This window comes from Brevibacterium moorei (assembly GCF_024580735.1).
GTDB lineage: Bacteria > Actinomycetota > Actinomycetes > Actinomycetales > Brevibacteriaceae > Brevibacterium > Brevibacterium moorei.
In genome coordinates this window covers 1-18,516 of the sequence record NZ_JANIJX010000040.1, presented here as the reverse complement: position 1 = coordinate 18,516, position 18,516 = coordinate 1, and the positions used below count along the sequence as shown (strand labels likewise).

The 18,516-nt window shown below is 67.3% G+C and carries 17 protein-coding genes and 1 riboswitch; of the genes, 1 reads left to right on the top strand and 16 read right to left on the bottom strand.

Going from position 1 to position 18,516, the window contains the following annotated elements; all coding sequences use genetic code 11:
* Positions 1-141 precede the first annotated feature (141 nt).
* Complete coding sequence (locus NQ034_RS15620; protein ID WP_257049966.1) at positions 142-1,368, bottom strand: oxygenase MpaB family protein; 1,227 nt, start codon at positions 1,366-1,368, stop codon at positions 142-144.
* 180 nt (positions 1,369-1,548) lie between these two features.
* Positions 1,549-2,706 (bottom strand): ATP-binding protein, encoded by a 1,158-nt coding sequence (locus tag NQ034_RS15615; protein WP_257049965.1) that lies wholly within the window; start codon positions 2,704-2,706, stop codon positions 1,549-1,551.
* A gap of 159 nt (positions 2,707-2,865) precedes the next feature.
* A riboswitch (SAM riboswitch) is annotated at positions 2,866-2,978 on the top strand.
* A gap of 40 nt (positions 2,979-3,018) precedes the next feature.
* Here NQ034_RS15615 and NQ034_RS15610 point away from each other — a divergent pair.
* Positions 3,019-3,588: a hypothetical protein gene (locus NQ034_RS15610; RefSeq protein WP_257049964.1), complete on the top strand. Its 570-nt coding sequence runs from the start codon at positions 3,019-3,021 to the stop codon at positions 3,586-3,588.
* Positions 3,589-3,696: 108 nt separating this feature from the next.
* On the opposite strand, the gene NQ034_RS15605 is transcribed toward NQ034_RS15610, so the two are convergent.
* The 14 genes from NQ034_RS15605 to NQ034_RS15540 all read right to left on the bottom strand — a co-directional run bounded on the left by NQ034_RS15605 (position 3,697) and on the right by NQ034_RS15540 (position 18,371).
* Positions 3,697-4,521: a carbon-nitrogen hydrolase family protein gene (locus tag NQ034_RS15605; protein ID WP_257049963.1), complete on the bottom strand. Its 825-nt coding sequence runs from the start codon at positions 4,519-4,521 to the stop codon at positions 3,697-3,699.
* A 54-nt stretch (positions 4,522-4,575) separates the two neighbouring features.
* Entirely contained in the window at positions 4,576-5,412 is an 837-nt protein-coding gene (locus NQ034_RS15600; RefSeq protein ID WP_257049962.1) for a DsbA family oxidoreductase, read from the bottom strand.
* A 42-nt stretch (positions 5,413-5,454) separates the two neighbouring features.
* The gene (locus tag NQ034_RS15595; RefSeq protein ID WP_257049961.1) at positions 5,455-6,807 is read right to left on the bottom strand and encodes a winged helix DNA-binding domain-containing protein; all 1,353 of its coding nucleotides are present in this window, start codon (positions 6,805-6,807) and stop codon (positions 5,455-5,457) included.
* Between the two features lie 101 nt (positions 6,808-6,908).
* Positions 6,909-8,417, bottom strand: a complete 1,509-nt coding sequence (locus tag NQ034_RS15590) for an MFS transporter (protein WP_257049960.1) — start codon at positions 8,415-8,417, stop codon at positions 6,909-6,911.
* A 61-nt stretch (positions 8,418-8,478) separates the two neighbouring features.
* Positions 8,479-9,876 carry an ABC transporter permease gene (locus NQ034_RS15585; protein WP_257049959.1) on the bottom strand — a complete coding sequence of 466 codons (1,398 nt, stop codon included), beginning with the start codon at positions 9,874-9,876 and terminating at the stop codon, positions 8,479-8,481.
* On the bottom strand, positions 9,873-10,859 hold the full coding sequence (locus NQ034_RS15580; RefSeq protein WP_306428350.1) for an ABC transporter ATP-binding protein: 987 nt from the start codon (positions 10,857-10,859) through the stop codon (positions 9,873-9,875). Before NQ034_RS15580 ends, NQ034_RS15585 begins: the two co-directional genes overlap by 4 nt.
* Before the next feature lie 258 nt (positions 10,860-11,117).
* Positions 11,118-12,602 carry a tripartite tricarboxylate transporter permease gene (locus NQ034_RS15575; RefSeq protein WP_257049958.1) on the bottom strand — a complete coding sequence of 495 codons (1,485 nt, stop codon included), beginning with the start codon at positions 12,600-12,602 and terminating at the stop codon, positions 11,118-11,120.
* A complete protein-coding gene (locus NQ034_RS15570; protein ID WP_257049957.1) occupies positions 12,602-13,120 on the bottom strand; it encodes a hypothetical protein in 519 nt (172 codons plus the stop codon). The genes NQ034_RS15575 and NQ034_RS15570 overlap by 1 nt, the downstream gene beginning before the upstream one ends.
* Positions 13,121-13,243: 123 nt before the next feature.
* Entirely contained in the window at positions 13,244-14,566 is a 1,323-nt protein-coding gene (locus tag NQ034_RS15565) for a DUF445 domain-containing protein (protein WP_257049956.1), read from the bottom strand.
* A gap of 207 nt (positions 14,567-14,773) precedes the next feature.
* The gene (gene rplI / locus NQ034_RS15560) at positions 14,774-15,232 is read right to left on the bottom strand and encodes a 50S ribosomal protein L9 (protein WP_257049955.1); all 459 of its coding nucleotides are present in this window, start codon (positions 15,230-15,232) and stop codon (positions 14,774-14,776) included.
* A gap of 18 nt (positions 15,233-15,250) precedes the next feature.
* Positions 15,251-15,490, bottom strand: coding sequence for a 30S ribosomal protein S18 (rpsR, locus tag NQ034_RS15555; RefSeq protein WP_257049954.1), 240 nt, complete (start codon positions 15,488-15,490; stop codon positions 15,251-15,253).
* A 24-nt stretch (positions 15,491-15,514) separates the two neighbouring features.
* Entirely contained in the window at positions 15,515-16,195 is a 681-nt protein-coding gene (locus tag NQ034_RS15550) for a single-stranded DNA-binding protein (RefSeq protein ID WP_257049953.1), read from the bottom strand.
* Between the two features lie 59 nt (positions 16,196-16,254).
* Positions 16,255-16,545, bottom strand: coding sequence for a 30S ribosomal protein S6 (gene rpsF, locus NQ034_RS15545; protein WP_257049952.1), 291 nt, complete (start codon positions 16,543-16,545; stop codon positions 16,255-16,257).
* A gap of 107 nt (positions 16,546-16,652) precedes the next feature.
* Positions 16,653-18,371 (bottom strand): collagen-like domain-containing protein, encoded by a 1,719-nt coding sequence (locus tag NQ034_RS15540; RefSeq protein ID WP_257049951.1) that lies wholly within the window; start codon positions 18,369-18,371, stop codon positions 16,653-16,655.
* Positions 18,372-18,516: the final 145 nt, after the last annotated feature.

Here is an 18,516-nt window from a genome sequence, read left to right as displayed (position 1 = left end):
ACTTCGAAGGTGATCTTTCTTCTGCGGGAATTGAACTCTAGACAAGTCCTATTTTCCCAGGTCAGAGGTCACCTTCACCTATTCATCCACACCCCGGACACCCCACACCATGAAAAACCCAGGCTAGTGGGAACGCCACCCTCACCCCACCGGCACCGTCTCATGTGCGCTCTTACCGTCGGCGGTCTGGGCCAGCAGCTGGCGGACGAACTCCTGGTTGCCGGCAATCTCGCGCTCCAGGGCCACCGGATTCTCCTGCAGCAGGGCGAACCGCCCGGCAACGGTCGGAATGTGGAGGGTCTCGGCGGCCTGGACCTCCGGATGGTGCGGGATGCCCAGGGCATCGGCAACCTCGTCGCCGTGGATCATCCTCACCTGAACCTCTGCGATGACGGTGTGCAGCTTGGGGTCCAGTCCGGTGATCTGCCCGTTCTGCACGCCCACGGCGGACAGCAGGGCCTCGGACAGGGCCCTGGACCCATCATCCGGATCCCCGTCCACCTCCGCAATGGCTTGGACCAGCGGCTCGGAACTCACGTGGTCCCGGTTGGGCTCCAGCAGGTCCGCAGGTATCCCCAGCATCCTGCCCACTACCTGCCACAGTCCGTAGACCTCGTGCACCTGCTCATCGGCCAGGTCGTAGCCCAGTCCGGCCAGTGCCCGATACGGCACATAGGTGAAGTCGAACCAGGTCCGCAGCATATCGATCGCATTGATCGGCAGCCCCCACACACTCGTGTCGCGCCCGGCCTGCAGGTCCTGGGCGCGGGAGTACGCATGCATCGCCCGCACCATCCCGGTATCGGCGAAGCCCTGCCCACCGGGGCGCAGCGCGTCCTCGTCGGCGAACAGGTGGTACTCCCAACTGGCGGTGTCGAGCAACCGCCGGACCGCGGTATCCACCAGCCGACCGGTGCGCGTGAGCACCGCGGAGATCGCCGGGGTCGAGTAGGTGTGGATGAGCGAGCCCGGCCCCAGCGCCACCGCGTGCACGGGTGCGGGGATCGTCAGATAGGCGCGCCGGCCCCGCTCCACCGCCGCCCAGTCCGCTGGCTCCACGGCCGCGCGCAGGTCGTCGATGAAGGCGTGGACTTCGGGGGCGTCCCCGGGTTCCGCGGCGCCCGCGCTCAGCGCCCGCCGCACCTGTCGCATCACGTCCTTGCGCGCCGTCGCCGAGGTGAACAGGGCGTCCGCGACCGGGTCGCCCTGGTAGAAGGCGACGAGGAAGCGTTCGGCCAGCTGCGCGCCGTGCTTGTGGGCGAAGGTCACTTGGTCGCCGCGCCCACTGGGCCAGACCGGGTCCGGTTTCGCGGCGGAGGTCGGCGTGGTTTCCGGGTTCGGGGATGCCGAATGTTGCGTCGTGTTCACGGATGCTCCTTTGCACAGTGTTGCCTGGAGCACAGTCTAAAGGTCTTTCACCGGACTCCAGAGAACCTCGCCTCTCCTGACCCTGACGACGCGGAAGCATCGGGGAGCGTCTCCGCTTCCTGTTATATTCTGTTGAACTTGTTATATTTGTTATATTTGGCTCACCAAGTAATCCCCGCCTCAATCCAAGGGTGGAGGTGGCGGGAAGCCGGCTCGTTCGCGGTTGTCGTCGATGGCCTCGGCAGCGTGGTCCCGCAGGTATTCGCGTAGGTATGGCAGGCCGATCGTCACCTGGCCCCTCCCCGCTGGAATGATCACGCCGGAGTCCAACAACCGCTGCCGGTAGACCCCTGCATAGCCGGAATCGACTCCACCCATGCGCACTCGGATATCCTCGATCCGGCTGGAGCCATCGTCCTTCGCCATTGCCAGCAGGAACTGTCGGTCCACTTCGGACAAGCCGGACAGTGACGGTTCCAGAATGAACGGGCCCAGGGACTTCCGGGCGCGCCGATAGGCGTCGCGCGCATCGTCCAGCGAGATCTCCCCGGCCTGCGGGGTGCGCCGCCATGCCAGGTCGCCGATCAATTGGACCAGGAACGGATAGCCCTGCGAGGCACTCACCAGGAAGTCCAGTACGTCTTCGGAGACGGATCGCCCATGCCCGCGGATCGGTTCGACGAACGCGGTTCTGGTCTGGTTCGGGTCCAACAGTCCGATGTGCACATTGGCGCAGCGCCGCAAGAATGTGGCCGAACGTCCGGCCAGCAGGGACCTGATCTCCCCTTGGACTCCAGCGCCGATGAAGGCGACTTCATCGTCCTCCCGCACCAGGTGCTGGTATTCGGAGGCGAACAGGGCGAACTCCTCCACTGCAGCCGAACTCACCTCGTCGATGCTGAACACGATTCCACCATCGGGCTTCAGCAGTTCGCAGATGGTGTGGACCATCGTGCGGAAGGTCGGATTCTCCACCCGCCCGTCCGCGTATTCGATGCTCAGACTGCCCACGCCCGCCAGACTCAATGACGTCACTCTGAACTTCTTCTGCGGTTGCAGTTCACCCAAGATCCTCGGAAGGTGTGAGCCGACGATGCGTTCGAAGAAACCCTGGGTGGCGGTTTCGGAAACGACCCGCCAACCGCGCCCCCGGGCCAGATCCTCCGCGTGGTTGAGGATGACGGTCTTGCCCACACCGCGCAGCCCCGTCACCAGAATGCCGCGTTCCTGCGGCCACTGGCCCTGTTCCAAGCCCAGCTCAAGCCGATTCATGACCGCGTCACGGCCAGCCAGATACGGCGGGTTCTTCCCGAATCCCGGTTTGAACGGACTATCCATGCCGATGCTCCAGACTTAGCTTTTATAGTCTTTATAGTCAAAGTAGCTTTTATAGTCTTTATAGTCCAGCCGCCCGCGCACACCACACTGCCCCGACCCCTTCGACTTATTGGGTCACAATTCTAGAAGTCGCGCCGCCGGCCGGATAGCCTGAAGGCGGTTCAAGAGCTGCGGTCCATGTCCTGGCAGACCGCACGGCAACCGGAATCGATACCACGGTGCCCCCAGGAGACGAACCGGCCACGGGCGGACCCGCCCGCGGCAAGACGATCGATCCGCCGGGGCGACCCGGCGCGAAAGGCGGCGAGAGCCATGACCTGCGAAGACCTCGCACACTTCCCCACTGTGATCCCGGACGACTGGCCGGTCTACCGGCTCGGCGGCGCGGCCCACTACGCGCCCGGCCCCGACGGCCGACCCCAGCGGGTCAGCCCGCCTCGGTCCCGGGACTGCAACGAGTACTGGAAATCCTTCAACCCCGCCGAGGCCGCGGCCTGGATCGAGGCCTGCTACGCCTTCCGCTCCGCCCCCACCCGGCCCACGATCCTGGCCCTGTCACTGAGTTCCCTACGCGATGGCGGGTTACCCACCATCGGCGACTCGCCTGAAACGGTAGAGGCCGCCCGCGCGATCGGCTTCACACCCACCGCGCTGAGCGTGTTGGGCGGAGCCCTGGCGGAGATCAGCCCGCAGGAGCACCCCCATCATCCGCGCAATTACGGCGGCGACCGGCGCTACGGAGTCCCCGGCCAGCCCTTCGACCCCAGCCAGTGGGACGGCTGGGTGAACCGGGTACTGGGCGGCACGCATCCGCTGATCGCGACGAAACGCCACCTGCGCAAGCGGCCATTCACCCTGTCCGGAGAGCGCCGCGCGGCCTGAGAGGACCACTCGCATAAACACCACTCCAGCGCGGAAACTACCTACTATTTCAGGTAGTTTCCGCGCTGGAGTGGTGTCTGCGCACAGGTATGGTCAGCGCAGCCCGGGTTACTTCGGGACCACCGCGAACCGGCGGTTGTCCAGGGCGGCGTTCGTCGTGCGCACCTGGGCGATCCGCTCGGCGTCGATGGTGGCCTGGGCCCAGGCCCCGCCCTGTTCGCCGGCACCGGCCAGCACGGTCCCCATCGGGTCGAGGATCACCGACTGACCACAGCCGTATTTGGCGGTCTGCCCGCTGGCGGCCATGTACACGGTGTTCTCGATCGCACGCGCGGCGATGAGCGTCGCCCAGTGGTATTCCTTGGCCGGACCCACCACCCAGGACGCCGGCAGGGCGATGACATGGGCTCCGGCATCGGTCAGCCGGCGGAAGATCTCCGGGAAGCGCAGGTCGTAACAGGTCGCCGCCCCCACCTTCACCCCGTCGATGTCGAAGACGAAGGGATCCTCGATCGCTCCGGCGGTCAGCTCATCGGACTCTTTGTAGCCGAATGCGTCGTACAGGTGGATCTTGCGGTACGTCCCGGCCAGTTCGCCCTCCGGTGTCACATGCACCAGGGTGTTGAAGGGGTGGGCCAGGCCGTCCGCCCCATCCCCGGCATCCGGGTTCGTCTCCGTCATCCCCGCCAGCACGTGTACGCCGACCTTCTTCGCCGCGGCTCCCAGGGCACGGACGAAGGGCCCGTCGACCGGTTCGGAGTAGAACGCCCCATCGCGGGTGTGCTTCGGGTCGGCGTACAGCGAGTATTCGGGCAGGATCACCAGATCTGCGTTCCGCCCCGCTTTGAGCACCAGTTCGATGCTGGTGCGAATGTTGTCCCGGACATCGGTGGTGGCGGCGAACTGCGCCACGGAGATCTGCAGAGTGCTCATGGGACCATTGTCCCCCACCTCACAGGACGGCGCTCGGCTCCGGCTGGAACAGGATCAGTTACAGCCATCGATTCCGCACGCCGGGGCCGAGGTCCCGGTTCCCCGGGCATCCGCGTCACCGGCCGAGGTCCCTGCCGCGCCAGTTGCCCCGGACGCACCCGCCAGCGGATCCTTGAGCACCGGTGCCGCAGCGTGCTCGGACTGCCAGACCTGGTCCAGGGCCGCCTTGAAGTAGTCGACCGGCTGGGCCCCGGAGATCCCGTACTTGTTGTCGACGACGAAGAACGGCACCCCGGTCACGCCCAGGCGCTGGGCCGCGGCCTCGTCGGAGCGGACCTCACGGGCGAATTCCTCGGAGTCCAGAACGCGGTCCACGTCCTGGGAGGGCAGGCCGATCTCGGCGGCCAGACGGCGCAGTTCGGCGTGGTCCTCGACGTTGACACCCTCACTGAAGTAGGCCTTCTTGAAGCGTTCCTCCGCGGCATCCGCCAGGCCCAGGGTGTCGGCCAGCTGGATCAGCCGGTGCGCATCGAAGGTGTTGCCCGGCGTGGCAGCGCGCCAATTGAAGTCCAGGCCGACCGCTGCGGCCTGCGCCTCCATCTGTTCGTGCTGGGCGATCGCCTGTTCACGCGTGGAGCCGTACTTCGCTGCGATCATGTCGATCAGATCGGTGCCCGGCTGGGCCTTGGTCTGCGGGTCCAGTTCGAAGCTGTGCCAGTTGATCGTCACGTCTGCGGCGTGCGGGAATTCGTCCAGGGCCAGCTCCAGATGGCGCTTGCCGATATAGCAGAAGGGGCACACGACGTCGGACCAGATGTCGATCGTCATCGGTTCTGCTTCCGGGTTCGGGGCCGCGTTCGGAGTCTGGGTCTGGTTCGCTGCTTCAGTCATCCTCTCAGTGTAGGCACCTCGGCACCCCTTTTGGTTGATTGTTCAATCACTATGCGGGTAGCGGGCGAAGGTGCGCTCCACATCGCGCAGGGCCGCAGCGCTGAGGTCCGCGAAGGGCTCGGCGCTCAACCGGCAAGCGCCGGCCGAGCCACGTGGGGCCTTCCAGGTGCCGATGAACTTCCCGCCCCTGATCATCGTCTTCTTGAACATCCCGTTGTTACCCGGCACCAGCAGGGTATGGTGCTCGTCGCTCATGAACGCCAGGCGGTCCCGATACCCCAGCACCACCTCGTCGAATCCGGGCAGCAGAAAGGTGCCGTGCGGACGTCGCCCCGCCGCCTTGACCTCGTCGGCCAAGCCCATTCGAGTCAGGGGCGTGTCCATATCGACGGTGTGCGAGGCATGCGGCCCCTGGGCCGTGACCGCTGCGCCGGACCCACCCAGCAGCTGTGGGGCGGCCGGTTCCACCCGGTCGGCGATGAGGGCGAAGCCCGCTTTGATCTGGCGCTGCGGCAGCTTGGTCCACCACTGGAAATCGCGCAGACTGGCCGGACCGTGACTGCTCAGGTACCGCAGCAGGAGTTCGGCGGTTGCGGCGTCCCGATCGTCGTTGAAGCGCCCAGCCAGGTCCGATCCGGCCGGCAGCCAGGCCTGTGCGGGCATCACCAGATTGTCCCGGTTCCCGTCCACCAGCGGTCCGTAAACCGCCAACCCGTCGACGATCATGCTGGTGATCAGCGCATACGAGGTCCCATTGCCCTCCAGCAGGCCGGCCTGGGTCCACAGTTCGGTGAGCCGACCACGCCTCACCCCGGGGGCGCCCTGCCTGTCTTCCCGAGTCTCCTCGGCTGCGGGAGTCTGCATGCCTTCAAGATCCTGCGTGCCTTCGGGTGACTGCCCGCTTGCAGTGGCCTGCCCGCTTGCAGCCGCCTGTGCCTCGGCGAAGAAGATGTCACGCGACCGGGCGACCTGTTCGGAGCTCAGGCCCAAGCGCTCATAGCGTTTGGGTTGGGCGCGGCGCTGGGGGCCTGCGCACAGCTCGGTGATCCAAGCTGCGTCGGCGCCCGGCAGCGCGAAAACGGTCCCGCGCATCGGGTAACCGCGAACCAGGGAACCCGCGGCGAAGGCCGCCACGACCTCTGCGATCCGCTGATCCACATCCCGAGGTCCCGTGCGCAGGGCGATGGAGCTGAGCACTCCGGGCAGGTCCTGGCCCTGCATGGCACCCATGCCTGCCACGACCTCGGCCGGGGAAGCAGGTCGATGCGCAATGGCGGCATCGACGGACGGTCCCGATGCCGCCGCGGAAGCAGCGGAAGCAAACGCGGAAGCAGGCCCCGCGCCCACGAGCCCCTGCGCGACCAGCCGCGCCTTCACCAGAGTCGGATTCACCATGGCCCAAGACTATGCCGGGGCACTGACACCCATGCGGTGCAGCGTGTCCCAACAATCCACGTGAGTACATGTGTAGATGTCGGAAGTGGAGCTGCGCCCGCTCAGCCCTCCGCGTCCGCGTAGGCCTCGGCGTCCACGTCCTGCCCGGTGGGGTCCCACTTCACGATCCCCACCACGATCGCGCCCAACAGCGGAGCGCAGGCGATGATCCAGAACACACCCATGGACAGGGCCGCGGAAACCACCGGGAAGAAGATGAGCGAGACGACCGAGAACGTCCGCAGCACCGCCTGGTTGAAGCCGATCCCGATCCCGCGCAGCCGTGCCGGGTAGGACAGCGTCGCATAGTTCATCAGGTTGGTGCCGGGGCCGGCCGCCTGCATGAAGATGAACACCGCCAGCATCGCGATCGACACGATGACCAGCCCGCCGGCCGGCACCCCGACGGCGGCCAGGATCACCAGGGCCACCGCCTGCACGATGAAACCGATGAGCGTGACCCTGCGCGAACCGAGGCGGTCGACGATCCCGGCGCAGATGAACCCACCCACCGCGCCGAAGCACAGGTTGATGACCAGGGAGCTGATGATCGTCACCAGCGGCCCCTGCTGGAACAGGGTCGTGATGATCAGCGGCAGCCCGTAGCCCACCGCGTTGTAGCCGAAGGTCGAGAACACGCACACGCACATCGCGATGATCGTGCGCATCCGGTAGCGCTTGGAGAACAGTTCGGCGAACCCGCTCCACTGCGTTTTGTACGCCCGCGGCCGGGTTCCCGCAATCGCGGTTCCCGCAGCCGAGGCCGCAGCACCCGCCGCGGCCGCGTCCCCGGAAGCACCCGCCGGCACGTACTCCACCTCGAGTTCGTAATGGGTCCGGAGCACATCCACGGCTCCGGCCACATCGCCCTGATTGGCCAGCCACTGTGGCGATTCCGCCATGTACCTCCGGCGCACCAGCAGCACGATGAGCGCGGGGATCGCGCCGAAGCCCACGACGATGCGCCACAGCAGCGGCTGGGCCTCGTACGGCAGGGACAGGAAGCAGATGAGGACGATGAAATAGCCGATGCCGGTGGCCACGTACCAGATGGGCGACCAGGTGCTCACGCGCTGGGAGCGGCCCTGCTTGCCGCGCAGTTTGGAGAACTCGGCGAGGAAGGCCATGGCCACCGGCATGTCCAGACCCACCCCGATCCCCATGATGATCCGGAAGAAGATGAGCACCCATTCATTGGGTGACAGGGCGCAGCCGATCGCGGCGACGACGAAGAACACCATATCGGCCATGAACAGCTTGTAACGGCCGAACCTATCGGTCAGGTATCCGCCGAACACCGCGCCGATGACGGCGCCGATCATGATCGCGGCGTTCGTCAGGCCGGTCATGAAGCCGTCCAGCCCGAACTCGGTGCGGATGGCGGTGATGCCGAAGGCCAGTGAGGACATATCGTAGGCGTCCATGAAGATGCCGCCCAGGGCCAGCAGGACGATCGCCTTGGATTTGTGCCCGTGCGATCCCTGGGCACCCAGTACGCGGTTGACGTCCTGGGCGGTGGAGATCGGCGTCGGCGCACCGGTGGAGGGAGGGTTCGGGGAGGGATTGGTCATGAGGCAACCCTAACCTGTCAATCCCCTGAGAGTCAGGGAATCAGCCCCATCGTGACCGACCTCACCCCAGTGCTGCGACCCGGGCCAGCAGCGGGCTGGTCAGCCGCAGCCCCACCCTGACCACCAGCACGCCCACCGCGACGGACCCGACCATCACCAGGAAGGTCACCGGTTGGAACACCAAGGCGGCGCCGGCCAGCGGGAACACCAGTACCAGGCCCAATACGGCGGCGAACACCGACACCCAAATCACCGGCAGCATGACCGAGCACACCGTGATCGCGCGCAGGGTCGGCACCCCCATCCCAGCGGAGTGCAGCTGGACGAAGGAATCGCTGCGGTCGTAGACATCGGCCGCCTGGTTGATCACCGCGGACACGGCGATGAACACGAAGGAGATGCCCAACACCAACAGGATCCCGGTGACGATGTCATTGCCCAGCAGGTCCATCTGCTGCTGTAGGGCAGCTTCCTGTGCCGAGGCCTCGGCTCCGCCTGCGCCGCCGGCCTCCGCGGTAGCCTGGCCGTTCAGTCCCTGGACCAGAGCGGCGCCGGTACCGGCCACGGTCGCGGTGAAGGCGGTCATCGCCAGGCCGGAGACGCGGCGCCAGTAACGCTTGGGGTCATCGAGCACGAAGCGTGCGGCCACCAGCCGCTCCGCAGTGCGCGCCCGCTTGGCCGAGGTCCGCGCGATGATCCGCACGAAGACCACGCCCAGCAGGTCGACAACCAGCAGTCCGCCGGCCAGCATGGCCAGCAGCGCCACGACGATGACCGCCATGCTCGTGGCCATCCGCGTGATCGAGACGGCCACGAACACCAGGACCAGCAGCACGGCACCGCAGGCCACCCGACCCCAGGGGAAGCCGGGTGCCTGCTGGCGGGTGCGCACACCCAAGGGGGATACGACCACGCGCCGCAGACCCACCAGGGTGCTGGCCACGGACACCGCGACCAGCAACACGACCGCCAGGACCAGGGCCCACACGGGGAGGACCATATTCGCGTAGCCGAGGCCAGTACCCTGGAAGTGGATGAGGCTGGTGGGCACCAGCAGCACGAAGTACCCCGCGATGCCGGCCACGGTGCCCACGGTCGCCAGCAGCGCCGGTTCCGCCAGCGCCACCAGGGTCACGCCCGCCGCCGAGGCCCCCAGCAGTGACAGCGAGGACAACCGTTCGTCATTGCGCCGGCTCGACAGGTTCGCGGCCGCCTGTCCCAGGGTGAAGGCCGGGACGATGAGCAGCACGGTGGCGATGGCCGCCAGCACCTTGTACATACCGAGCATGCCGCCCGCGTCGTTCGCCGTGTCCCAGTGTATGAAGGCCCAGGTTCCGCCGGCCACGGTGAGGAAGAGTGCGGAACATGCGGCGAAGGCGGCCATCATGAGCAGAGCGGGCCCGGATTTCAGGGTCCGCGCGTTGATGAGCAGGGGCAGCAGGCGCAGCGCGTTCCTCATGACCACGCCCCCTGGTCGGGATTGGGGGTTGAGCTGGGGTTGGTCCCGGAGGCTGGCTGGGCCTGACCCGGCTGGACCCAGGCGGGCTGGGACTGCTGGGGCCCGGCACCCGTCCCGGCGGGGGCCTCGGCGCCGAAGCCGACCGTGGTACCCGTCGAGGTGTCCGAGACGATGCGGCCGTCGCGCAGTCGCACGGTCCGGTCGCAGGCCGCGGCGACGGTTTCATCGTGGGTCACCAGGATCAGGGTCCGGCCGCGGCCCGTGGTCGAGCCCAGCAGCAGGTGGAGCACCTGGGCGCCGGTCTGCGAGTCGAGCGCGCCCGTTGGCTCATCGGCGAAGACAATGGCGGGGTCATTGGCCTGGGCGCGGGCGATCGCCACGCGCTGGGCCTGTCCGCCGGAGAGCTGCCCGATCCGCTTGCCGGCGTGTTCGGTCAGGCCCACGCGGGCCAGCAGCTCGCGCGCTTGCCCGGTGGCCGGGGTCCGGGGCACGCCCGTGAGCATTGCGGCCACGGCGACATTCTCCTCGGCCGTGAGCTCCGGCAGCAGCAGGCCCTGCTGGAACACGAAGCCGAAGGTGGTCCGGCGCAGGGCGGTGCGAGTCGCCTCGGAGGCGGCGGTGATGTCGAGCGGGGCCGCGCCCGGCTGAGTCGCGCCGGGCTGGGCTGTGGCCCCCGGGCTCAGCACGACCTGGCCGGCGTCGGGCAGGATCATCCCCGCCAGGGTGTGCAGCAGGGTGGTCTTGCCCGAGCCGGAGGGGCCCATGATCGCCACGGACTCACCGACCCGCACGCTCAGGTTCACTCCCGCGAGCGCGGCGGTGGGCCCGTAGTGCTTCTGCAGGCCCGATGCCTGCAGTACCGGGGCACCGGGTGGAGTGGTCCGAGACCCGGGCTGGGGCTGCTGCGCGGGCTGAGCGGACTGCGGGGCATAGCCCGGCTGCGGCGGGTACTGGGGGACGGGAACGGGCTGGAAATCATTCATACCCCCAGCATCGCGTGCGCGAGCCGGCCGGGCCATGGTGCCGACCCCAGACCTCGGCAGGGGGAAATCCCCTCATCCGCGAGTATGAGGATACATATGCTGTACTTTCGACAGTCGATGAAGTCCCGCTCCATCGAGTGTTCCCGCGCCTACCCAACAACCCCGGAAATCCGCGGCCCACGCGGGCTGCAAGTGACACGAACCGGACACTCGATGGGGCCTCGGCGCATCGAGTGGGAATGCACCCTCCCCGCGCCCCTACCCCAGCACCTTGAGAATGCCGGGCACGGACAGGATCGCCACGTAGTACCCCATGAACAACACACCGGAGTGCAGTTTGAGGGTGCGCACCAGCAGGCCGGACAGCAGGCCGATCGTCAGCACCACGATCAGGCCCAGCAGGCCGCCCTCCCACACGCTGACCAACAGCACCAGGCCCGAGAACCCGGCGATGATCGCCTCGTGGCTGACCTTCGAGACGACGAAGCGCGCGGCGGCGTGGGCGTAGCGCATGGCGAACGGATAGGCGATGAGCCCGGCCAACAGCACGCCCAGGAGGGCGAAGACGAAGAACTGCCCGGTCGACAGGGTGTCGGACAGGTTGAAGTGCTCGCCGGAGGCGGCATCCGTGTGGAACACCGGCGGCGCGTTGAACAGGGGCGCGGCGGGACCGGCGGCAACCGGCGACAGCGGCAGCCCGAAGGCCACCAGCGGGATCAGGGTCTCGGCCATATAGGTCGATTCCGTGGTGCCGTTCTTCGCACTGACCACGGTGGCCAGGCGCTGATAGCCCTGCTTGATCTTCGCGCCCACCAACTCGCCCATCAGCACCGTCATCGCAACGGGGCTGAACACGAAGGTCGCACTGGAGATCACCGAGGTCGCGGCCGTCGCGCCCAGCTGCTGCTTGTCGAGCACCTTGAACGGATTGGGCCAGGTGTGGTGCGTGCCGTGCGCGCCCCGGTCGACATCGACGTGCTCGCCCGTGGCCGAGGCGGCCTGCGCGGTGGCCGCACCGGACTTCCCGCGCGTCTTCCGGTTCCCGACCCCCAGCTCCGAGGTGTCGGGGGCCAGGTAGACGTGCGAGGGCTCCCGCCTGCGCATCCGGGCGCGATTGCCCGGTACCAGCACGGCGAACAGGTCGAAGATCATCGGGCCGATCGCGATCCCCATGAAGTAGCTGGTGGAGATCGTCACGTCGAAGGTCCCGGCCCAGGCGTTGAGCCCCATGACGATCGCGACGAATGGGATGAGCGCCAGGACACCGGCCAGCTTCGCGGGCGACACATAGGCGATGAGGATCGCGGCGATGAGGAACAGCCACGGGGCGATATCGCCGATGAAGGCCTCGAAGGGCGAGAGCACCCAGGCGAACAGTACGGCCACCGGCACGGCGATGACCGCGGAGATCAGCGCAGCCGAGATCGCCTTGCGCAGCGCCACGTGCGGCACGCCCAGGGCGCGCATCCGGTTGGCGTCGTCCATGATGGGCACGGCCAGGGTGTCGCCCGGAATGCCCAGGAGCATCGTGGGGATCGCATGCGTCATGTGCTTGGACACGGCTGCGGCGATGAAGAACGTGAAGATTCCGGCCGGGGGCACGCCCAGCAGGATGACGACCAGGGTCAGGGGCGCGATGGTCGAGGTCTCATCGGTGCCGGAGACCACGCCGACCAGGGTGAAGACGATGGCGCCGATGATGCCCATGAGTACGGCGATCGGGACCTGGGACAGGATCTCCATCAGGCGGCACCTCCCCGGGCCGCATCCGGAGTTCCCGAGGTTCCGGAATCTCCCGAGGTCCCGGCGGCACGCGCCTGCCCGGCCTCGAACGCCGAGGTCAGTCCGGCCTCGGCGAGTTCGTGCCGCGAACGCGCACTGGCCTGGGCCAGGGTTCCCAGACCCTGCGGGTCGGCCGCCATATCGTCGATCGTCTCGTCCACCCGCGAGGTATCGGAGGCGTGATCGCTCACGATCCGCGCCGGCGGTACCAGGAAGCCGACGACGACCGCCCCGATCACCGTGCCTATCAGCCCCGTGACCAGGGACCACACCTTGACCAGAGCGGGGTCGGCGACGAACAGGCCGACGAGCCACTTGCCTCCGTAGAGGCCGATCATGGCGCCGGCGACGCCCAGGACGATGCCCAGCAGCAGCTTCTTGCCGCGCACTGTGTCATTCCAGACGAATAGGTACTCTCCGTCTGTCTGGGGCTCATCCGGAGCGGTTCCGCCCTGGGCCGGCGGGCGCGTTCGCGTCATTGCGATCCTTACTGTTTCGGGGGCACGGTTTCGATTGCGGGATTGGGAGCGATGAACTCCACCGTTCATTGTAAGCGCGTCCTCACCCGCGCGGCCCGACCCGGGGCGCCGCGGTCGGTCGGCTCAGGGGATGAGGACTTCGACGGCGTGCAGTACGAAGCCGACCAGGGCGCCGATCACGGTGCCGTTGATCCGGATGAACTGCAGGTCGCGCCCGGCCAGCAATTCGATCTTCTCCGAGGCCTGCTGCGCGTCCCAGCCGGCGATCGTATCCGAGATGACACTGGCCAGCTCAGGGCCGAAGGACTCGGCCGCCGCACCCGCCGCATCCGCCAGCCGCGCATCGATGCCCGCGGCGAAGGCCTCGTCCTCGACACAGCGGGTGGAGAACTCGGTCAGGGCCGCACGGATCCGCGAACCGATCTCGCCGGTGGGATCGCCGATCGCCGTGCGCAGCAACACCGACAGGCTGGTCCACAGATCCACCACCGCCGCCGCCACGCTGGGGTGGGCCAGCAGCTGGGCCAGAACGGATTCGGTCCGCTCCGCCACGGGGGAATCCTCGTCCTGCATATCGTGGGCCACGGCCAGCAGCCATTCGTCCAGGGCGCGGCGGACTTTGTGGTCCGGGCGGTCGCGGATATCGCCCAGCCAGCCCAGGACCTCGCGCTGCAGGCGGTTGGCGATGCCGGAGTTGACGAACTTCGGCACCCAGGACGGGGCCTTGGTCGCCACCTGGTCGCCCAGCACCTGCGGGTTGTTGTAGAGCCAGTCGAAGGCCTCGTCGAGGATGATGTCGATCAGCCGTTTGTGCGAGCCGTCGGAGATGACCCGTTCCAGGACCAGGCCCAGCGCCGGGGCCTTGCGCAGATCCGTCAGCTTCGGGATGAGCACGTTCTTCGTCAGCGATTCGACCGCAGCGGAATCCACCCGGTCCAGCACGTAGTTCAGTCCCTGTGCCGCACGCCCCACCAGCAGTTCCTGGTTGTCGGGGCGGCTCAGCCACAGGCCGGCCCGGTAGGTGACGTGGGCGGAGAGGATCTTGGGCGCCACGGTGGACTTGCGCAGGAAGTTCGTCGCGACGAACTCCGACAGGGTCTCCCCCAGCGAGTCCTTCTTGCGCGGAATGATCGCGGTGTGCGGGATCGGCAGGCCCAGGGGATGGCGGAACAGGGCGGTGACGGCGAACCAGTCGGCGATCGCACCGACCATCGCGGCCTCGGCTGCGGCGGCGATGAAGCCCCAGACACCGCCGAGGTCTGTGAAGATATGGACCAGCAGGAAGATCAGGGCGGCCAGGATCAGCGCACCGGTGGCGATCCGGCGCATCTTCGTCAAACCACGGCGGCGTTCGGCATCCCCGGCGGTATCGAGCTCGAAGGTGGATGCCGGTGCAGGCGGCGTCTGCGGCCGGGGTGGGACCGGGCCGGGCTGCTCATCACTCATACCCCCAGTCTAGGTTCGGCACGCCGGCCGGCCCGTGAGCCGGTGTCGTGGCAGCGCGCCGGGGTCGTGGTTCCGGACATGCAGAAGGCGCCGGTCGCCGCCCCCGTCGGAACGGGGAACGGCGACCGGCGCCTTGAGAACCGTGCGGATCGGATCCGGTGGATCAGGACCCACTGGATCGGACCGCGCGACTCACGACCCGATGAATCAGGCCTTGCCGATGACGGCGAACTTGGCCGAAGCCGTGATCTCGTCGTGCACGCGCACCGTGGCGGTGTAGGTGCCGGGCGTCTTCACGTGGGCCGGCAGGGCGACCTGACGACGGTCGAACTCGCGACCGGTCGCGGCGGCCAGGGCCTCGGCGACCAGGGCCGGGGTGACGGCGCCGAACAGGCGACCGTTCTTGCCGGCCTTCATCTCGATGCGAGCAGCGGTCTTCTCCAGCTGCGCCTTCAGTTCCAGAGCGGCATCGCGGTCGGCGAGCTGCTTGGTCTGACGGGCCTTCTGCAGGGCTGCGATCTGCTTTTCAGCACCGGCGGTCCAGGGCTGAGCCCAGCCGCGGGGCAGCAGCAGGTTACGAGCGTAACCGGCCTTGACCTCGACGACGTCGCCGGCAGCGCCCAGTCCGTCGACTTCCTGGTTGAGGATGATCTTCTTAGTAGCCATGAATATCTCCCCTTCCTATCAGCGGTTCGTGCTGGTGTAGGGCAGCAGCGCCATTTCGCGGGCGTTCTTGACGGCCTTCGCGATAACGCGCTGTTCCTGCACGGTCACACCGGTGACGCGACGTGCACGGATCTTGCCGCGGTCCGAGATGAACTTGCGCAGAGTTGCGGTGTCTTTGTAATCGATCAGCGCGGCCTCGCCCTTCTTCAGGGGATTGGCCTTCTTCTTGATCGGCTTCCGGATATCCGGCTTTGCCATGATGTACTCCTGTTGAAAACGTGTTTAGAACGGCGGTTCGTCGTCGGTCGGGTTGCCCCAGCCGCCGCCACCGGCGTTCGGATTCGACGATGCCCAGGGATCGTCGTCCTGGCGAGGCGCAGGGGCCCCGCCGCCATTGCCCTGGTTCGCACCGGGGTTCTGGCCCCACTGGGAACCACCCTGATTGCCGCCGTTGAAGCCGCCACCGGGGTTGTTGTTCCCAAAACCGTTATTGCCGTAGCCACCACCGGGGTTGCCCTGGGGCTGGTTGTAACCGCCCTGGTTGCCACCCTGACGCTGCTGGCCGCCGCCGTATCCGCCCTGGTTCCCGCCACCGGAGCGCTCATTGCGCGTCACATTGGCGGTGGCGTAGCGCAGGCTGGGGCCCACCTCGTCGACGTCGAGCTCGAAAACCGTGCGGTTCTCTCCCTCTTTGGTTTCGAAGGTGCGCGCACGCAGCCGGCCCTGCACCACGACACGGGTGCCACGGGACAAGGAGCTCGCCACGTTCTCCGCCATATCGCGCCATGCGGCACAGCGGAGGAACATGGTTTCGCCGTCCTTGAATTCGTTCATGCGGCGGTCGAAGGTCCGAGGAGTCGAGGCCACCGTGAAGTTCGCGACGGCCGCACCATTGGGGGTGAAGCGCAGATCGGGATCAGCGGTGAGGTTGCCTACCACGGTGATAATGGTTTCGCCGGCCATGAGGACTCCTTAAGCAACGACCCGGCGAGCCGGGTCTGGTGGACTACGGACCTGTTCGGTTACTTGGCTGCGGGACGGATGAACTTGCTGCGCAGCACGGATTCGTTCAGACCCAGCAGACGCTCAAGTTCCTTGGTGGTCGCAGGCTCTGCGTGCAGATCGATGACTGCGTAGTAGCCTTCGGTCTTCTTCTGGATTTCGTACGCCAGGCGGCGACGGCCCCAGATGTCGACGTTGTCGATCGTGCCGTTTTCAGCGGGGACGACCTTCGTCAGCTTTTCAACAGTGGTACCCAGCGAACGCTCGTCGAGTTCCGGGTCCAGGATGAGCATGAGCTCGTAGTGACGCATGTGTAACCCACCTCCTCTGGTCTATGCGGCCATGGTCGGTCCATGGCAGGAGGGTAAATGCGTGCCCGGCCCGCACGATGGTTCGCACGGACACAGACCTTTCGATTCTAGTGCCTGGGATGGTGACCGTCTAGCCGTTCGTGCGCCGAAGTCGGGCGAATCACGTTTCGCACGTCTTCCGCCGAACCGTCTCCGGTCATTCCGCCGTCCCCGTCCGGGTCGGTAGGACCGTCCGGGCCGGCGGGACCGTCCGGGCTGGCGGGACCGGTCGCGGCATCTGCATCCACCGAGCGCAGGCGACTGCTCACCAGGTCCCCCATGCCCTCCACGGGTCCCGCGGCCTCCACATCGTCCGCGGCTTCCCCGGCTTTCAGATCTTCCCCGGCTTCCGGGTCCTCTGCAGCACCCGTTCCCTCCGTGGGTTCAACGCGGCCCATGGTGCCCTGGACGTCCTGGGCCGCGGCTACGCCCCGGGCCTCGAATTCCGGTGCCGGGGTCCGGGTCCCGGTGGTTGCGGCCGAGGACCGGTCGGCAATCTGGTCCCGCGGCCAGAGAGCTGCGACGATGACCGCGAGAACCGCGGCCAGACGCAACACGGTGAAGATGACGAGCCAGGACTGGTCCAGCCCCACCTTGTCCTGGGTGCGTGCGGCATCGCGCAGATTGACCGCGATGAAGAGGGCGGCTTCGGCGAGCATCCACGCCACGTGGACCCACAACCGGTGCACAGCCGCGGCTGCCGCCGGGACCAGCCACAGCGCCAGGGTGATGGGTGCCGCCGGCAGGAGCAGCAGGCTCAGCCCGAAGACGACGCTCAGGATCTGGGCCAGATCGAGGTGTCGGCCGAACATGTAGATGAGCTGGGCTGCGGCCAGCAGGGCCACAGCCCACACGATGAGCGAGAGCAGGCCGAGTTCGCGCGGGGATCCCAGGCCCGCCGACAGGGTCAGCGAGACCAGTGACCCACGATCCACAGCGGCGCCGAGCCAGGCCTGTGCCCTGGCGATGATCTGCCCGTCGACGATGATGAGCAGCCCCAGCGCGATGATCCCGCTGCCGACCATGACCAGCAGGTCGCCGGAGTCGATCCGCCGCGCCCCGGGGCCGAGGTCCCGGGCGGCACCCGCCCGGGCGGCGGAATCCGCAGAGGCGGCTCGACCGGCACCCAGTGAGCGCAGGCATACGACGATCGGCACCAGCAGTGCGATGGGGCTGATGACGACCGCTACGGCGAACAACAGGCCGGCGCAGACCAGCGCTCCGGTGGACGGGCGTTCGGCCGCGGGTGTGAGGAGGACCAGGGCGAGCAGGGTGGCGGCCACCGCCACCGGTTCCAGCCCCTGACCCAGGGAGAAGATCACGACCGGCGAGAGGAAAGCCGCGGCGACCCAGGAACTGCCGGGCATGAGCCGTAGCAGACTCACACCGATCACGGCGAAGGCCGCGACGTTGATGACGAGGAGGAAGGCCATGGTCGTCTGCACGTCCGAACCACCGAAACCGGTCAGGCCGACCAGCCAGGCATTGCCGGGGGTGAACGTCGACAGGCCACCGGTGGAACGTCCCGGGAAGTCGGGGAAGGTCTGACCCAGCACGGCGTTGGCAACGGGCGATGCGCACAGGCGGTGCGAGGCTCCGGGGAAGCCCCAGCCGTCTGTGAAACAGGCGACCTGGCGGGTCAGTCCCAGCAGGCAGGAGATCCCCAGCAGCACCAGACTCCAGGTCGCAGCACCCGCGCGGAAGCGACGATCCGCCGGTCCTGCGTGGGCGCCGGCGGTTCCTCCCAACAGGGGTTCGGCCAAACGTGCAGGGCTTGTTGTCACCATGGGGCCAGCGTACTTCACGGCACTGACGTTGATACTTGTAGGGATGGTTTCCATCCAGGGTGTGACCCAGGCACTGACTGGCCACCACAGTGTGTGCCTTTGCCGTGATCTGTCCACCCACCAGGGAATCATCGAGTGTCCCGAC

Excerpts from the sequence above, each read along its gene's own strand:
- NQ034_RS15610 (WP_257049964.1), top strand. The coding sequence starts at position 3,019 with ATGACCTGCGAAGACCTCGCACACTTCCCCACTGTGATCCCGGACGAC.
- NQ034_RS15540 (WP_257049951.1), bottom strand. The coding sequence starts at position 18,371 with ATGGTGACAACAAGCCCTGCACGTTTGGCCGAACCCCTGTTGGGAGGA.
- rpsF (WP_257049952.1), bottom strand. The coding sequence starts at position 16,545 with ATGCGTCACTACGAGCTCATGCTCATCCTGGACCCGGAACTCGACGAG.
- NQ034_RS15570 (WP_257049957.1), bottom strand. The coding sequence starts at position 13,120 with ATGACGCGAACGCGCCCGCCGGCCCAGGGCGGAACCGCTCCGGATGAG.
- NQ034_RS15580 (WP_306428350.1), bottom strand. The coding sequence starts at position 10,859 with ATGAATGATTTCCAGCCCGTTCCCGTCCCCCAGTACCCGCCGCAGCCG.
- NQ034_RS15605 (WP_257049963.1), bottom strand. The coding sequence starts at position 4,521 with ATGAGCACTCTGCAGATCTCCGTGGCGCAGTTCGCCGCCACCACCGAT.
- NQ034_RS15595 (WP_257049961.1), bottom strand. The coding sequence starts at position 6,807 with ATGGTGAATCCGACTCTGGTGAAGGCGCGGCTGGTCGCGCAGGGGCTC.
- rplI (WP_257049955.1), bottom strand. The coding sequence starts at position 15,232 with ATGGCTACTAAGAAGATCATCCTCAACCAGGAAGTCGACGGACTGGGC.
- NQ034_RS15590 (WP_257049960.1), bottom strand. The coding sequence starts at position 8,417 with ATGACCAATCCCTCCCCGAACCCTCCCTCCACCGGTGCGCCGACGCCG.
- rpsR (WP_257049954.1), bottom strand. The coding sequence starts at position 15,490 with ATGGCAAAGCCGGATATCCGGAAGCCGATCAAGAAGAAGGCCAATCCC.
- NQ034_RS15600 (WP_257049962.1), bottom strand. The coding sequence starts at position 5,412 with ATGACTGAAGCAGCGAACCAGACCCAGACTCCGAACGCGGCCCCGAAC.
- NQ034_RS15575 (WP_257049958.1), bottom strand. The coding sequence starts at position 12,602 with ATGGAGATCCTGTCCCAGGTCCCGATCGCCGTACTCATGGGCATCATC.
- NQ034_RS15565 (WP_257049956.1), bottom strand. The coding sequence starts at position 14,566 with ATGAGTGATGAGCAGCCCGGCCCGGTCCCACCCCGGCCGCAGACGCCG.
- NQ034_RS15615 (WP_257049965.1), bottom strand. The coding sequence starts at position 2,706 with ATGGATAGTCCGTTCAAACCGGGATTCGGGAAGAACCCGCCGTATCTG.
- NQ034_RS15585 (WP_257049959.1), bottom strand. The coding sequence starts at position 9,876 with ATGAGGAACGCGCTGCGCCTGCTGCCCCTGCTCATCAACGCGCGGACC.
- NQ034_RS15550 (WP_257049953.1), bottom strand. The coding sequence starts at position 16,195 with ATGGCCGGCGAAACCATTATCACCGTGGTAGGCAACCTCACCGCTGAT.